Origin of the sequence: Amphritea japonica ATCC BAA-1530 (assembly GCF_016592435.1) — a bacterium.
Lineage (GTDB): Bacteria > Pseudomonadota > Gammaproteobacteria > Pseudomonadales > Balneatricaceae > Amphritea > Amphritea japonica.
The window spans coordinates 3,643,098-3,657,496 of the sequence record NZ_AP014545.1; the positions used below are offsets into that span (position 1 = coordinate 3,643,098).

Annotated in this window: 17 protein-coding genes and 5 tRNA genes; 3 read left to right on the top strand and 19 right to left on the bottom strand. The window is 50.1% G+C overall.

Annotation, left to right across the window (positions count from 1 at the left end; translation table 11 throughout):
* Positions 1-78: 78 nt before the first annotated feature.
* From rplL to folA, 16 genes are all read right to left on the bottom strand, one after another.
* Positions 79-453 (bottom strand): 50S ribosomal protein L7/L12, encoded by a 375-nt coding sequence (gene rplL / locus AMJAP_RS16790; RefSeq protein WP_019623356.1) that lies wholly within the window; start codon positions 451-453, stop codon positions 79-81.
* 62 nt (positions 454-515) lie between these two features.
* Positions 516-1,010 carry a 50S ribosomal protein L10 gene (rplJ, locus tag AMJAP_RS16795; protein ID WP_019623355.1) on the bottom strand — a complete coding sequence of 165 codons (495 nt, stop codon included), beginning with the start codon at positions 1,008-1,010 and terminating at the stop codon, positions 516-518.
* Between the two features lie 216 nt (positions 1,011-1,226).
* Positions 1,227-1,922: a 50S ribosomal protein L1 gene (gene rplA, locus AMJAP_RS16800; RefSeq protein WP_019623354.1), complete on the bottom strand. Its 696-nt coding sequence runs from the start codon at positions 1,920-1,922 to the stop codon at positions 1,227-1,229.
* Positions 1,922-2,356 carry a 50S ribosomal protein L11 gene (gene rplK, locus AMJAP_RS16805; RefSeq protein ID WP_019623353.1) on the bottom strand — a complete coding sequence of 145 codons (435 nt, stop codon included), beginning with the start codon at positions 2,354-2,356 and terminating at the stop codon, positions 1,922-1,924. The genes rplA and rplK overlap by 1 nt, the downstream gene beginning before the upstream one ends.
* 104 nt (positions 2,357-2,460) lie before the next feature.
* Positions 2,461-2,994, bottom strand: coding sequence for a transcription termination/antitermination protein NusG (gene nusG, locus AMJAP_RS16810; RefSeq protein WP_019623352.1), 534 nt, complete (start codon positions 2,992-2,994; stop codon positions 2,461-2,463).
* A gap of 12 nt (positions 2,995-3,006) precedes the next feature.
* Entirely contained in the window at positions 3,007-3,375 is a 369-nt protein-coding gene (gene secE / locus AMJAP_RS16815) for a preprotein translocase subunit SecE (RefSeq protein WP_019623351.1), read from the bottom strand.
* A 61-nt stretch (positions 3,376-3,436) separates the two neighbouring features.
* Positions 3,437-3,512: transfer RNA gene (locus tag AMJAP_RS16820), tRNA-Trp, on the bottom strand.
* A 74-nt stretch (positions 3,513-3,586) separates the two neighbouring features.
* Positions 3,587-4,810 (bottom strand): elongation factor Tu, encoded by a 1,224-nt coding sequence (gene tuf / locus AMJAP_RS16825; RefSeq protein ID WP_019622814.1) that lies wholly within the window; start codon positions 4,808-4,810, stop codon positions 3,587-3,589.
* Positions 4,811-4,908: 98 nt separating this feature from the next.
* Positions 4,909-4,983 (bottom strand) — tRNA-Thr (locus AMJAP_RS16830).
* Positions 4,984-4,992: 9 nt separating this feature from the next.
* Positions 4,993-5,066, bottom strand: a tRNA-Gly gene (locus tag AMJAP_RS16835).
* 11 nt (positions 5,067-5,077) lie between these two features.
* Positions 5,078-5,161, bottom strand: a tRNA-Tyr gene (locus AMJAP_RS16840).
* Between the two features lie 26 nt (positions 5,162-5,187).
* A tRNA-Thr gene (locus AMJAP_RS16845) sits at positions 5,188-5,263 on the bottom strand.
* 38 nt (positions 5,264-5,301) lie between these two features.
* On the bottom strand, positions 5,302-6,042 hold the full coding sequence (locus tag AMJAP_RS16850) for a hypothetical protein (protein ID WP_201356392.1): 741 nt from the start codon (positions 6,040-6,042) through the stop codon (positions 5,302-5,304).
* Positions 6,042-6,740 (bottom strand): type III pantothenate kinase, encoded by a 699-nt coding sequence (locus AMJAP_RS16855; RefSeq protein ID WP_019622812.1) that lies wholly within the window; start codon positions 6,738-6,740, stop codon positions 6,042-6,044. The genes AMJAP_RS16850 and AMJAP_RS16855 overlap by 1 nt, the downstream gene beginning before the upstream one ends.
* Complete coding sequence (gene birA / locus AMJAP_RS16860) at positions 6,737-7,702, bottom strand: bifunctional biotin--[acetyl-CoA-carboxylase] ligase/biotin operon repressor BirA (RefSeq protein WP_019622811.1); 966 nt, start codon at positions 7,700-7,702, stop codon at positions 6,737-6,739. The genes AMJAP_RS16855 and birA overlap by 4 nt, the downstream gene beginning before the upstream one ends.
* A gap of 10 nt (positions 7,703-7,712) precedes the next feature.
* The gene (folA, locus tag AMJAP_RS16865; RefSeq protein WP_019622810.1) at positions 7,713-8,219 is read right to left on the bottom strand and encodes a type 3 dihydrofolate reductase; all 507 of its coding nucleotides are present in this window, start codon (positions 8,217-8,219) and stop codon (positions 7,713-7,715) included.
* Between the two features lie 101 nt (positions 8,220-8,320).
* On the opposite strand from folA, the gene AMJAP_RS16870 reads away from it, so the two are divergent.
* Both AMJAP_RS16870 and AMJAP_RS16875 read left to right on the top strand, forming a co-directional pair.
* Positions 8,321-9,172 carry a thymidylate synthase gene (locus AMJAP_RS16870; RefSeq protein ID WP_019622809.1) on the top strand — a complete coding sequence of 284 codons (852 nt, stop codon included), beginning with the start codon at positions 8,321-8,323 and terminating at the stop codon, positions 9,170-9,172.
* 72 nt (positions 9,173-9,244) lie between these two features.
* On the top strand, positions 9,245-9,796 hold the full coding sequence (locus tag AMJAP_RS16875) for an NUDIX domain-containing protein (RefSeq protein WP_019622808.1): 552 nt from the start codon (positions 9,245-9,247) through the stop codon (positions 9,794-9,796).
* 66 nt (positions 9,797-9,862) lie between these two features.
* Here the strand turns inward: AMJAP_RS16875 and lgt are convergent, their stop codons facing one another.
* Positions 9,863-10,660 (bottom strand): prolipoprotein diacylglyceryl transferase, encoded by a 798-nt coding sequence (gene lgt / locus AMJAP_RS16880; RefSeq protein WP_019622807.1) that lies wholly within the window; start codon positions 10,658-10,660, stop codon positions 9,863-9,865.
* A 113-nt stretch (positions 10,661-10,773) separates the two neighbouring features.
* Here lgt and AMJAP_RS16885 point away from each other — a divergent pair, with 113 nt between their 5' ends.
* Positions 10,774-11,547, top strand: coding sequence for an NRDE family protein (locus tag AMJAP_RS16885; RefSeq protein ID WP_019622806.1), 774 nt, complete (start codon positions 10,774-10,776; stop codon positions 11,545-11,547).
* On the opposite strand, the gene ptsP is transcribed toward AMJAP_RS16885, so the two are convergent.
* Both ptsP and rppH read right to left on the bottom strand, forming a co-directional pair.
* Positions 11,534-13,813 (bottom strand): phosphoenolpyruvate--protein phosphotransferase, encoded by a 2,280-nt coding sequence (ptsP, locus tag AMJAP_RS16890; protein ID WP_019622805.1) that lies wholly within the window; start codon positions 13,811-13,813, stop codon positions 11,534-11,536. The two genes, AMJAP_RS16885 and ptsP, sit on opposite strands and share 14 nt — an antisense overlap.
* A 7-nt stretch (positions 13,814-13,820) precedes the next feature.
* Positions 13,821-14,324, bottom strand: a complete 504-nt coding sequence (gene rppH / locus AMJAP_RS16895) for an RNA pyrophosphohydrolase (protein ID WP_019622804.1) — start codon at positions 14,322-14,324, stop codon at positions 13,821-13,823.
* Positions 14,325-14,399: the final 75 nt, after the last annotated feature.

Below are 14,399 nucleotides of genomic sequence, written 5' to 3' on the forward strand. Positions count from 1 at the left end.
AAAAAGGCCGGTGGCATTTTGCCACCAGCCGTATATGTATCAGCTACTTAAATAGTCTGATACAAAGCATAACGCTGTTTACTTAACTTCAACAGTTGCGCCAGCTTCTTCCAGAGCAGCTTTAAGCTCTTCTGCTTCTTCCTTAGTAACACCTTCTTTAACAGGTGCAGGAGCGCCGTCAACCATGCCTTTAGCTTCTTTCAAGCCAAGACCAGTTGCTGCACGAACAGCTTTGATTACGTTAACTTTCTTATCGCCAATAGAAGCCAGGATAACGTCAAATTCAGTCTGCTCTTCAGCAGCTGCACCAGCGTCGCCGCCAGCACCGCCAGCAACAGCAACAGCTGCAGCAGAAACGCCAAACTTCTCTTCCATTGCTTCAACAAGCGCAACAACATCTACTACAGACATTTCTGCGATTGCATTCAAGATATCTTCTTTAGATACGGACATGGTTCAATTCCTAAATATATGAGCCAGAGGCTCTTAACTCGTTTCTTAAGCTGCTAATAAACTTAGGCAGCTTCTTGTTCTTTCTGATCGCGAATGGCCGCAATAGTGCGAACCAGCTTGCCTGCAGCTGCTTCTTTCATGCAGCCCATCAGCTTGGCGATTGCTTCGTCGTAAGTTGGCAGTGATGCCAGCATTGCAACGTCAACAACCTGTCCTTCGAAAGCAGCGGTCTTAACTTCTAGCTTGTCATTTCCCTTTGCGAAATCCTTAAGGATTCGCGCACCAGCACCTGGGTGCTCGGTAGAAAATGCAATCAGAGTCGGACCTACAAATGCATCAGTGATGCATTCGTAATCAGAGCCTTCTACTGCACGACGTGCCAGCGTGTTACGTACGACTTTTAGCCATACGCCCGCTTCACGTGCCTGCTTACGCAGTACAGTCATATCCTCAACGGCAACACCGCGAGAATCTGCAACTACAGCAGAGAGAGCGCCCTTAGCAGCTTCCTGGACTTCAGCGACAATCGCTTTTTTATCTTCGAGTCCTAATGCCACGAATTACTCCTGGGTTTAGTCTTATCGACTGTTTACCAATCACTCCAGCATTAATCACTGAAGCGCCGAGTACGGTGGTTAAATTGATCCGGTTAAGGGGATCACACCGTCTGCGCAGGCTGATTGATTAAGAGTCCGGCTTCGCCATCCTCACCTGCGGTCTTTGACGACCTCTGCAGCAATACCGCAGAGACCCTCAATTTTTTTGACAATCGATTAAGCAGTTAAAGAGCTTTGATCGATTACCAGGCCTGGCCCCATAGTGGTGGACAGGGTAATTTTCTTCAGATAAACACCTTTAGCAGATGCCGGCTTCAGCTTCTTCAGCTCGCCAACCAATGCATCCAGGTTTGCTTTGATAGCATCAGCTTCGAAGCCAACTTTACCAACACCAGCGTGGATGATGCCGTTCTTATCAGTACGGAAACGAACCTGACCAGCTTTAGCATTGTTTACTGCAGTAGTAACGTCTGGCGTTACAGTGCCAACCTTAGGGTTAGGCATCAGTCCACGAGGACCCAGAACCTGACCCAGCTGACCAACAACGCGCATCGCATCCGGAGTCGCGATAACAACGTCAAAGTTCAGGTCGCCGCCTTTGATCTGCTCAGCCAGATCTTCAAAACCAACAACATCAGCGCCAGCAGCTTTAGCTTTCTCAGCGTTCTCGCCCTGTGCAAACACTGCAACACGAACATCTTTACCAGTACCGCTTGGCAGAACACTTGAGCCACGAACGTTCTGGTCAGATTTACGTGGATCAATACCCAGATTCACTGCAACATCTACAGACTCTTTAAAATCTACAGTAGAAAGCTCAGTAAGCAGGCTTACAGCATCTTCAATTGCGTACTGCTTGCCAATCTCAACTTTTTCAGCAATCGCCTTTTGGCGCTTTGACAACTTAGCCATTACTCAACTCCCTCAGCAATAATACCCATGCTACGTGCACTACCTGCGATGGTGCGAACAGCAGCATCCATATCAGCAGCCGTCAGGTCAGCCATTTTAGTAGTAGCGATCTCTTCCAACTGAGCACGGGTAACTGTACCCACCTTGTCAGTATTTGGACGACCAGAACCACTCTTCAGGCCTGCAGCCTTCTTCAGCAGAATTGACGCTGGAGGAGTTTTAGTAATGAAAGTAAAGCTGCGATCTGCATAAACAGTAATCACAACAGGAGTCGGCATGCCGCTCTCTAAACTCTGCGTCGCAGCGTTGAACGCTTTACAGAATTCCATGATGTTCACACCATGCTGACCCAGTGCTGGACCAACTGGTGGACTTGGATTTGCCTGACCGGCAGCAACCTGTAGCTTAATATAAGCTTCGATCTTCTTAGCCATGTTTTACTCCTAGTGGGTAGTAGCGCCTTTCGGCTCCCCGATTCAAAGACGGAAAAACCCCAGCTCTCAAATAAGAGCCGAGGTTTGTTCCGATAATACTGCTATCAGGCCTTTTCGACCTGACCAAACTCCAGCTCGACCGGAGTCGAACGACCGAAGATCAACACTGCAACATGCAGCCTGTTCTTCTCGTAATTCACTTCTTCAACGACACCGTTGAAGTCAGCAAACGGGCCATCTACAACGCGAACCATCTCGCCTGGCTCAAACAAGGTCTTAGGACGCGGCTGATCAACGCCACTCTCAACCCGCTGCAGAATAGCTTCCGCTTCTTTTTCTGTAATCGGCGCCGGCTTATCAGCTGTACCGCCGATAAAGCCCATCACACGCGGCGTATCTTTAACCATGTGCCACGTATCGTCATTCATATCCATCTGCACCAGAACATAGCCAGGATAGAACTTCCGCTCAGACTTGCGCTTCTTACCTTCGCGAATCTCTACTACTTCTTCAGTTGGAACTAAGATATCACCAAAGCTGTCCTGCATATTATGCAGCTCAACCCGTTCCAGTAGAGTATTCATTACACGCTTCTCGTAACCGGAGTACGCATGTACAACATACCAACGCATAGCCATGCCTCTTTCCTCTTATCCGATTACGCCGGAGACACCCCAACTCAAAAGCGAGTCAAGACCCCATAAAAGTAAACCTACAACCAGCACTACAACCGTAACAATCAATGTAGTCTGCGTTGTTTCCTGTCGTGTCGGCCAAACCACCTTACGGATCTCAGCCTTAGCTTCTTTAAACAAAGTAAAGAAAGCTGCCCCTTTTGCAGTTTGCAGGGCAACAAAGCCAGCGACACCAGCTATAACCAGCAACGCAATTACCCGATACAATAGAGACTCTTCTGAATAAACAGAATTACCCACTACTCCAGCAGCAACAAGCGCTACCACTACGACCCATTTCAGGCCATCCAGCTTTGAACCTTCGGAAGTCACTTTAGAATTCACGATGGGCCTCTGTTATCGATAATTTGCTATAACTTTGTTAGATGCCAACTCCGATTAGAGTTGGCAGGCCAGGAGGGACTCGAACCCCCAACCTGCGGTTTTGGAGACCGCTGCTCTGCCAATTGAGCCACTGGCCTAGTGCTAACTAGGGACGCATATATTACACACGTCCCCGTCAGGTAGCAACAACTAAGTTGCTAAAAATCAACGATTACTCGATGATTTTAGACACAACGCCTGCACCAACAGTACGACCGCCTTCACGGATCGCAAAACGCAGACCTTCTTCCATCGCGATTGGGTTGATCAGGGTAACATCCATCTTGATGTTATCACCTGGCATTACCATCTCAACGCCTTCTGGAAGCTCACAAGCACCGGTGATGTCAGTTGTACGGAAGTAGAACTGTGGACGGTAGCCCTTGAAGAATGGAGTGTGACGACCACCCTCATCTTTGGACAGTACGTATACTTCACCTTCGAAACGAGTATGAGGAGTGATAGAACCCGGCTTAGCCAGAACCTGACCACGCTCAACGTCTTCACGCTTAGTACCACGCAACAGCGCACCAACGTTCTCGCCTGCACGACCTTCGTCAAGCAGCTTACGGAACATCTCAACACCAGTACAAGTAGTAGTGGTAGTATCTTTAATACCAACGATTTCGATCTCTTCGCCAGTCTTAACGATACCACGCTCTACACGACCCGTTACTACGGTACCACGACCGGAGATAGAGAATACGTCCTCGATAGGCATCAGGAATGGCTGATCGATTGCACGCTCTGGCTGTGGGATATAAGAATCCAACGCTTCTACCAGCTTCTTAACAGCAGTAGTACCCAGCTCGTTATCGTCCTGGCCATTCAGCGCCATCAATGCAGAACCTGCAATAATTGGCGTGTCATCACCTGGGAATTCGTACTGGTCCAGCAGCTCACGCAGCTCCATTTCAACCAGCTCCAGCATCTCTTCGTATTCTTCAGAGTCAACGCCGCCACAATCTTCAGCCAGCAGGTCAGCTTTGTTCAGGAATACAACGATGTATGGTACGCCAACCTGACGAGACAACAGGATGTGCTCACGAGTCTGTGGCATAGGGCCATCAGTCGCGCCACATACCAGAATAGCGCCGTCCATCTGTGCAGCACCGGTGATCATGTTCTTCACATAGTCAGCGTGTCCTGGGCAGTCAACGTGTGCGTAATGACGCTCAGTAGAGTCATACTCAACGTGAGACGTTGCGATAGTGATACCACGCTCACGCTCTTCTGGTGCGTTGTCGATACCGTCGAATGCTACCGCAGTACCACCGAAAACTTCAGCACAAACACGTGTCAGCGCTGCCGTCAGAGTTGTTTTACCGTGGTCAACGTGGCCGATTGTACCAACGTTAACGTGCGGTTTATTACGTTCAAATTGTTCTTTAGCCATTGCCATTTACCCTGCAAAAAAAGTAAGTGTGGTTAACCACGTTGCCACATACAACAAAGGGCAGACATATCGCTATATCTACCCTCGTAATACATAAATGGAGCTCATGGGCGGATTTGAACCGCCGACCTCACCCTTACCAAGGGTGTGCTCTACCCCTGAGCCACATGAGCACATCAAACTGGAGCGGGTAGCGGGAATCGAACCCGCATCATCAGCTTGGAAGGCTGAGGTTCTACCATTGTACCATACCCGCATATTAGTAATTGGTGGTGGGAGGTGGATTCGAACCACCGAAGCTCGCGCGTCAGATTTACAGTCTGATCCCTTTGGCCACTCGGGAACCCCACCCTACCAATACTTCGCCACTAGAAAAATGGTGCCGGCACCAAGAGTCGAACTCGGGACCTACTGATTACAAGTCAGTTGCTCTACCAACTGAGCTATACCGGCATCAGTCGCGAAGTGGCGCATATATTAATCACGCGCCTCTACGCTTGCAACCCCTTTACATAGTTTTTTTCAATTTTTATCGTAGAACTAAAAAAACCTTGTAGCTCATTGATTTTATTAACAGTTTCTTCTGATGCATCAGACGACAACCAGAGCTCAAACTGCTTCTCTTTGCTTATCACCTGATATAAAACGGGCTCAAACGCCCCTATCAACGCATCTCGTGCCTGATTCAGCGCTGCCTGACTATCATAGCGACCTATTATATAGACGGCTGCGTTGCCCAACCTGGCCTCTTCAACGACCATGCTCAATGCCTCAAGATTCTCCACCATGCCGCGTCGATCGACTTCTGACTCAGGCTGTTCCAGCACCAGCTCATAAGACAGTACCCGCTCAACCTCCACCGGTAGCACCGAGGACGCCACTCCCTGCAGTGCAAGCCGACTCTGCAAATCATGTGCAACAACCGAGTCTCCGAGACCACTAAGTACCTGACATTTTTTTACTGTAAGGTTCACATCAGACTCTGATGACAGACCTGTTGTTTTATTCTCCGGAACCACCGACGGTGGCAAAAGCACTTCATCAGATGACTCCTGGGGCACGCTGACTAGCGTCCTAGGCAGTAGTAACGAGCGATCAACTTCATCCAGCATTCGAATATGCGCCACTCCGACTAGCGGCGCCTGTACTGTTTCTGATGCAGGCTGGCGCATCTGCCAACCAAAATAAAGCACATTTCCAAGTAACATCAGGATAAAGATCCAGCGCATCATCAGCCTCCAATCGCCAGCGGCAATCCATCCATCACCAGATCAGGGCACCAGATAGCACCGTTCGCCAGGGAACAAAACAACTCCCCATCACCGCCGGTAACATATACTGGTTGCCCGCCCGACTCACGCATCACCTTCTCCGCAAGTGCTTCCAACAGCAAATTAATACCGTGCTGAACAGCCTCTGACGTATTCACGCCGGGGGCAGAATTAAATCCTTCTATCGAGTGATCAACTCGCACCTCTGCGGTATTAGTCAGTAAGTTATGACTAATTAGCTGTATCCCGGGGATAATATACCCACCTACGTGCTTCCCGCGCGGATCAATCTGTTCCACCGTAATCGCGCTACCACAATCAACCACCCAACAGGCTGCTCGCGCACGATCCCAGGCACTCAGCATCGCCAACCAACGATCTACTCCCATTCGGGATGGATCACTATAGCTATTCGTTACGCCCGCGGCTTTCACTAACGTCTTGGCAAACTCTGCCTTTAACTGCCACTGCCGCATCACAAAGTCACTAATCTTCTGGTTAACCTGCTCACCAGCAACCGATGCAACCCGCACACGACTTACTCCATCTGGCCAGACCACTTTGCATAATTGATGATGCGATACCCGGCCACGCAGTGCGGTACCAGCGAGTCGCCACTTAACAAAGGTATTACCCGCATCCAGATCCAATATTTTCATGCCAGCCGCACGCTCACTTCTCCACCATGGAAAGCTTGCAGCTCACCTTCAGCCTCCAGCAACAGCGCGCCCGCACGATCAACGCCTCGACAGACACCTTGCTCCCGACGATTACCGATATGCAGACTGACCTCCTGATTCCGGTGAGCATTCGCCCCCTGCCACTCTTCTTTGAAAGGCATAAAGCCTTCACTGGAAAACTGTTCCAGCACCGGTACTAATTGATTCATCAATGCGGCCAACAGGGTGTTACGCGAAGGGGCAACACCCAGCGCCTGCTGCAAATCCGTCCAGGGTTGATCAATTTCCTCTGCCGCCGTTTCCGGCATCCGCACATTGAGCCCCACACCAATGACAACAAAGCATTCACCGGCAGCATCGCCGCTCATCTCAAGCAACACCCCTGCCAACTTCTTACCCCGCCACAACAGATCATTCGGCCACTTAACCTGAACACCATCAACACCCAACTGTTTCAACCCGCGAATCAATGCGATACCGACCGCCAGGCTCAGCCCCTCCAGCGCTGCCGCACCGTTATTAAACTGCCAGGTCAGGGAGAAATAGAGATTGCTGGCAAACGGACTGGCCCAGTTTCGTCCACGCCGCCCCCGTCCAGCAGTCTGCTGTTCCGCCAGATAGAGTGATCCATGGCCATTCTGATAGACAGCATCCATCGCCATCGCATTGGTAGAAGGAATAATCAGATTCAACGCGATATGTTTCAATTGACTGCTGACCGCGGGATCAAGCGCCTCTTCAATCAGCTCTCTATCCAACAGATCCAGACCGCCAGGGATACGGTAGCCGCGTCCTTTAACGCTATACACCTCAAGGCCTGACTCTTCGATAACTTTTATCTGTTTCCAGATCGCACTGCGGCTAACCCCCAGCGCTTTACCTAGCGCCTGTCCTGAATGAAATTTCCCATCTGCAAGAATAGACAATACCGGCTCAATCATAATTTTCCCTTCAGGAGATCCGCTTCAATACGATAAAGCTATAGTCATAGGGATTAGGCCCGTCAGCGGCAAAATCCTGACGGCCTATCTCAGCCCAGTCACCGGGATGAAATACAGGAAACCATGCATCGCCGTTAACATCCGCGTGCACCTGAGTCAGATAAAGCCGATCCGCCAGCGCTAACGCTTGCTCGTAGATCTGCGCCCCACCAATAACCATCGCTTCATCACACCCATTAACGGTACAGACGCTCTCAGCCAGATCACGCGCAGCTTCGAGACTATTTACCACCTTAACATTATCAGGTTGATATTCAGCATCCCGACTGACGACAATATTGGTGCGACCCGGCAATGGCCGACCGATCGACTCAAATGTCTTGCGGCCCATGATAATAGGCTTTCCCATTGTTACCTGCTTAAAGTAACGCAGATCTTCCGGCAAGTGCCATGGCAGGTTGTTATTGATACCGATTACCCGGTTCTGTGCCTGGGCTACGATAATCGACAGCTTCATATCTTCTCCTAATGCTGATACCGCTCTGCAGTTCTTTTCTTTACAGACAGCTTTGGTAACATGGTTAGCCTGAATTTAACCACAGGGTTCATAACAAACCAATGAGACAATACCTCGATCTTTGCCAGCGAATAATTGATGAAGGCGTCTGGGTGGAAAATGAACGCACCGGAAAGCGCTGCCTGACCGTTATTAATGCCGACCTGACCTACGATGTAGCGGCAGGAGAATTCCCACTAGTCACAACCCGCAAGAGTTTCTATAAATCAGCTATAGCCGAGATACTCGGTTATCTGCGCGGTTACGATAACGCTGCTGACTTTAGGAAAATCGGTACAAAAACCTGGGACGCCAATGCCAATGATAATGAAGCCTGGCTCGCCAACCCCTACCGCAAAGGCGACGATGATTGCGGCTTTATCTACGGCAAGGTGGGCCGAAACTTTCCTAAGCCAGACGGCGGCAGCATTGACCTGTTGCGTAAAATTATCGACGATCTAACCAACGGTATCGATGATCGTGGGGAAATTTACACCTTTTATCACCCCGGTGCCTTTCATATGGGTTGCCTACGCCCGTGCATGTACAGCCATCACTTTTCTCTACTGGGTGACACGCTCTACTTAAACAGCACACAACGGAGTTGTGATGTCCCGCTGGGCCTTACTTTTAATATGGTGCAGGTATATTTCCTACTGGCAATCATTGCCCAGATCACCGGCAAGAAGCCTGGCAAGGCATACCATAAAATCGTTAACGCACACATTTATGAGGATCAGGTTGAACTGATGCGGGATGTCCAGCTCACCCGCGAACCTCTGCCACTACCTGTTCTGAAGATTAATCCAGCCATAAAAACACTGGAAGATCTGGAAACCTGGGTCAGCACTGATGACTTTGAAGTGGAAGGCTATCAATTTCACGACCCGATCCAATACCCTTTTTCGGTATAAACTTAGCACCCAGCGGCTGAACGGGCTTTACAACAAGCCCGATCTTTCCTCTTACTTTCAACAGAAACCATAATGACAAAAACTAAAATTGGTGGATGGCAGCAAAAAAAACGGGACATCGTATACGATAATCCCTGGATACAAGTGCAGCATGAAGAGGTCATCCGTCCCAACGGAACCGAAGGAATTTATGGCGTGGTTCACTTTAAGTCACATGCTATCGGCATTATCGCGATAGACGATGATGACAATACCTGGCTGGTCCGACAGAGCCGTTACCCCAACAATGAAACGACGATAGAGATACCCGAAGGCGGTGGCCCATTAGAAGAGCCGCCACTCGAAGCCGCCAAACGGGAACTACGCGAAGAGACCGGCTTAACCGCAGAGCATTGGCAGCCCTTTATGGAGCTAAGAACCTCCAACTCTGTCACCGATGAGATCGCCTTTATTTTTCTGGCAACCGGCCTTCGCCAGGGCAAGCAACAGCTCGAAGACACCGAAGATATCGAACTGATAAAGGTAAAAACAACAGAAGCCATTGAGATGGCTATTAGCGGCAAAATCACTGACGCGATGTCGGTTGCCGCTTTACTTAAGCTAGCGCTGATCCGTCGGGGCTAGTCTTTCGACAGACCTTATATCTTCAATTCTATCCCTCTTCAGCTCTGTTAACTGGTATACACCCACTCAAGCCAGCGTCTCACCGGTCTCTCTTCGATAAGCCACCACCAGCAGTACACCACCCAGCACAATCATCGGTAACGATAGCAACTGCCCCATCGTCATCCAGTCCAGCGCGACAAAACCCAGCTGGACATCCGGCTGACGGAAGAACTCCACACTCGAACGAAAGAGACCATAAAGAATCAGAAACAAAGCTGACACCGCCATCTTCGGCCGGGGTTTTGATGAATAGAACCAAAGAACCGTAAACAGCACGACCCCTTCAAGGGCAAACTCATACAGTTGTGACGGATGACGTGCCAACATATCGCCGGCACGGGGAAAGATAACCCCCCAACTCTGATCAGTAGGACGCCCCCAGAGCTCACCACCAATGAAATTACCGACCCGACCCGCTCCCAGCCCGATAGGAATCAGTGGCGCAACAAAATCACCGATATCAAAATAACTCTTCTGATACTTATGGGAGAAGTAGCCGATCGCAGCTATTACACCCAGCAACCCTCCATGGAACGACATTCCACCTTCCCAGACAGCAAACAGCCATAACGGATCATCAAGGAACTGACCAAAATTATAAAACAAGACATAACCAAACCGACCACCTAATACCACACCGACAGCACCCCAGAAGATCAGGTCCGACACCTGATCTTCGGTCCAGCCAGAGCCCTGACGCCGCGCCCGCTTCACACCCAGATACCAGGCAGAGGCAAAACCAACCAGATACATCAGTCCATACCAGTGAATTTTCAGTGGCCCCAGCGCCACCGCTATCGGATCAATCTCATGCACCCACATCTGACCTGTCATCCTTTTTAGCTAGAAAACGGCGTAAGCCGCGATCCTACAATAGATATATTAACGTTTTTGGTTTTAAATAAAGCCGATATGATACCAGCTGAGAGACCACTGTGTGCCTGATTCTATTCGCCTATAACTACCATCCAGACTACAGACTGATTCTGACAGCAAACCGGGACGAGTTCTATGCCCGGCCAACACGTCCGATGCAGTACTGGCCTGAACAGAGCAGCCTGGTAGCGGGTAAGGACCTGGAGCAGGGAGGGACCTGGCTGGGGCTGACTAACCAGGGGCGTTTCTCAGCATTAACGAACCATAGAGACGGCCGACAACCCAAACAGGGCGATCGCACCAGAGGCAACCTACCGCTAGACTTTCTCCTTAGCGAACAGAGCTGCGAAACGTTTATCAATTCACTATCACCCGATCGATTTGACGGCTTTAATCAGCTAATTGACGATGGCGAACAGCTTTGCTATTTATCCAATCGCAGCCATGCTTTGCAACCCGTACCGGCGGGCATTCATGGCCTTAGCAATGCCGTGTTCGACACTCCCTGGCCCAAGCTTGAAGCCCGCAAAACAGCCCTGAAAGACTGCATTGACAGCGGCGAACTGAGCAGCGACAAGCTGATTCAATTAATGGCTAACACTGATACTTTTCCCGACTCTCGACTGCCAGATACCGGCATCACCCTCGATTTTGAACGAATGCTCTCCGCCAGCTTTATACGTTCGGAAAACTACGGAACCCGGGCAACCACAGCACTGCTAATTAAACACAATGGGGAAGCAGAAATTGTCGAGCAGAACTACGAGCTAGGAGGTGCAACCGAACGCAACAGCATCCGATTACAGTTCAAGGAAGTAATCAGTCAGGAATAGTTGGACGGGTGAGCTGACCCAGACCTAGCTCCTGTAGTGTCTGGCGCAACTTCATATGAATCTTATCCACATTGTCCATCACAATAATCTGACTCAGCAGCTCTCTCGCCTGTTCAAAACTGATACCACGCAACGCGAATTTTACTTTCGGCAAATTGGTCGCGTTCATTGAGAGCACATCGTAACCCATCGCCATCAATAAGATAGCACCGCCAGGGTCCGACGCCATTTCACCGCAAATACTCACCGACACATTCTCTTTATGGGCCTCCAACGCAATAAACTGCAGTGCTTTCAGCACTGCAGGATGGTAAGAGACATAGAGGCCCGCCACCCGTGGGTTATTACGGTCTACAGCCAGCAAGTATTGAGTCAGATCGTTAGAACCGACAGAGATAAAATCAACCCGGCGGGCAAAACGACGCACCTGATACACCGCGGCAGGTACTTCAATCATCACCCCGATAAGCGGCTGATTAATGGTATATCCCTCTTCACGCAGCTCTTCCACCGCCTGTTCAATCAGCCTTTTTGACTCATCCACTTCCTGCACATTGGTAACCATTGGCAGCATTATGCGCAGATTATCCAACCCTTCAGCAGCTCGTAACATAGCCCTGATCTGAACAATAAAGATTTCCGGATGATCCAGCGTTACCCGAATACCTCGCCAACCCAGGAAAGGGTTATCCTCCACAATGGGGAAATAAGGTAACGGCTTGTCTCCACCAATATCGAGGGTTCGCATGGTCACTGGACGAGGCGCAAAAGCCTCAAGCTGCTTTCGGTATGTATCTGTCTGGTCCTGTTCACTGGGAAAAAAGTCCCTGATCATAAAGGGAATTTCGGTACGGTAGAGACCGATACCTTCCGCCCCCCGTTCCAGCGAACGGGCAACATCGGTAATCAGGCCCGTATTCACCCACAGAGGCATCCGATATCCATCAGTGGTTTCTGCAGGCAGGTCTTTTAACCCTTCAAGCCCGGCATTAACCTCATTTTCTTCGCGAAGGATATCCTGATAGCACTGGGACAGATCTTCCGATGGATTGACGAAAACCCGGCCGGAGTAGCCATCCAGAATAATGTTCAAACCTTCGATGCGGGTATAGGGCAGATCAACCACCCCCATGACCGTCGGAATGCCCATAGAGCGCGCCAGAATAGCCGCATGGGAGTTACCGGAACCGTTCACCGACAACAGACCAATCAGTTTCTCGGTGGGCACTTCTCCCAACATGGCCGGTGTCAGCTCATCGGCGACCAGAATTGTATTTTCAGGAAACTCAATTTCTGACAGCGCAGGACCGGACTCCTGCAAACAGGTCAACATCCGGCGCCCCAGGTCTTTGATGTCGGTTGCCCGCTCCCGCAAATAGGGATCATCCATCAGAGAAAACTGCTTCACATGTTCTCCGATGACTTGTTTCAACGCACCCTGAGCCCAGCTACCTTCTTTGATACGCGCGATTACTTCACCGCCCAGCGCATTATCATCCAACATGCGGATATAGACATCGAACAGCTCTCGCTCTTCACTACGCAAGCGTTTCGCTAAGCTACGCCCTACTTTTTTAATATCACGGCGAACCTGCGACAGAGCACTCTTAAATTTAGAAACTTCGGCCTTTACATCGTCGACCCGCCGATCCGGCACGCCATCCAGATCGGCCAGCGGCGTCATTACCACGGCAGGTCCAATCGCAACACCGATGCAACCTGAGACCCCTTCGAACTTACGATCCGACTCGGTTTTGTCCTGTTCCGATATGCGATTTATTGAACCGGTCGCCTCTGCGTGAGCGATCACCCCAGCCAATTGAGCCGAGATAGTCACCATAAAAGCTTCTTCGGCTTCATCAAACTTACGAATCAACTTCTGCTGAACTACCAACACCCCAAGCAAAACCCGATGGTGGATAATCGGCACCCCAAGAAAAGCATGAAACTTCCTTTCACCGGTGCCTTTAAGATAAGTAAATGCGCTGTGGGCTGCGGCATTCTCAAGATTGATAGGTTCAGCACGCTGACCCACCATGCCGACAATACCTTCATCAAGCGATAGGGATACCTGCCCTACTGATTTTCGATTCAAGCCCTGAGTCGCCATCAACACATAGCGTTCACGAGCCTGATCAAGCAGATAGATTGAACACACATCTGTGCGGATTGCACGCTGCACCCGTCGGACAATAACATCCAGCACCGACTCTAAGTCCGGTGCGGAGTTAACCTCCTGAACAATTTTACGCAGCGTTTCCAGCATGCAATGCTTACTCCTTTATAAACCAGCCTCCAAGGACTAGTCGTGTCAGCTTCGGCGACAATTCACGCATCGCCTTGCGATAAACATCCCGTTTAAACGCTACAACCTGCCCCAGAGGATACCAATAGCTTACCCAGCGCCAGCCATCGAACTCTGGAGAGTCAGTTGAATCAATCTCTACCGCGCTGTCGTCACTTAACATTCGCAGCAGATACCACTTTTGTTTCTGTCCTACACATACAGGATGGGAATGGTGCCTAATCATTCGTTTGGGTAGTCGGTAACGCAGCCAGCCTCGGGTCACGGCGATAACCTCAACATCATCTGGTGAGAGGCCTATCTCTTCTTTTAGTTCCCGATACATCGCCTCTTCAGGCGATTCTGATTCGTTAATTCCCCCTTGGGGGAATTGCCATGCATTCTGGCCAATACGTCTTGCCCACAGCACCTGACCCATCGAGTTAGCCAGAATGATACCGACATTCGGCCTGAACCCGTCTGAATCTATCACGGTGAAGTCCTTAGAAAACCTTTTCAGCTATTGTTCCATAATTTCAGGTAGTTCAGCAAATAGCACGGAGAAACA

What these genes read in the sequence shown, in the direction of transcription:
- rplL (WP_019623356.1), bottom strand. Translation starts at nt 453, where the DNA reads ATGTCCGTATCTAAAGAAGATATCTTGAATGCAATCGCAGAAATGTCT.
- rplA (WP_019623354.1), bottom strand. Translation starts at nt 1,922, where the DNA reads ATGGCTAAGTTGTCAAAGCGCCAAAAGGCGATTGCTGAAAAAGTTGAG.
- rplK (WP_019623353.1), bottom strand. Translation starts at nt 2,356, where the DNA reads ATGGCTAAGAAGATCGAAGCTTATATTAAGCTACAGGTTGCTGCCGGT.
- nusG (WP_019623352.1), bottom strand. Translation starts at nt 2,994, where the DNA reads ATGGCTATGCGTTGGTATGTTGTACATGCGTACTCCGGTTACGAGAAG.
- tuf (WP_019622814.1), bottom strand. Translation starts at nt 4,810, where the DNA reads ATGGCTAAAGAACAATTTGAACGTAATAAACCGCACGTTAACGTTGGT.
- AMJAP_RS16850 (WP_201356392.1), bottom strand. Translation starts at nt 6,042, where the DNA reads ATGATGCGCTGGATCTTTATCCTGATGTTACTTGGAAATGTGCTTTAT.
- AMJAP_RS16855 (WP_019622812.1), bottom strand. Translation starts at nt 6,740, where the DNA reads ATGAAAATATTGGATCTGGATGCGGGTAATACCTTTGTTAAGTGGCGA.
- birA (WP_019622811.1), bottom strand. Translation starts at nt 7,702, where the DNA reads ATGATTGAGCCGGTATTGTCTATTCTTGCAGATGGGAAATTTCATTCA.
- folA (WP_019622810.1), bottom strand. Translation starts at nt 8,219, where the DNA reads ATGAAGCTGTCGATTATCGTAGCCCAGGCACAGAACCGGGTAATCGGT.
- AMJAP_RS16870 (WP_019622809.1), top strand. Translation starts at nt 8,321, where the DNA reads ATGAGACAATACCTCGATCTTTGCCAGCGAATAATTGATGAAGGCGTC.
- AMJAP_RS16875 (WP_019622808.1), top strand. Translation starts at nt 9,245, where the DNA reads ATGACAAAAACTAAAATTGGTGGATGGCAGCAAAAAAAACGGGACATC.
- lgt (WP_019622807.1), bottom strand. Translation starts at nt 10,660, where the DNA reads ATGTGGGTGCATGAGATTGATCCGATAGCGGTGGCGCTGGGGCCACTG.
- ptsP (WP_019622805.1), bottom strand. Translation starts at nt 13,813, where the DNA reads ATGCTGGAAACGCTGCGTAAAATTGTTCAGGAGGTTAACTCCGCACCG.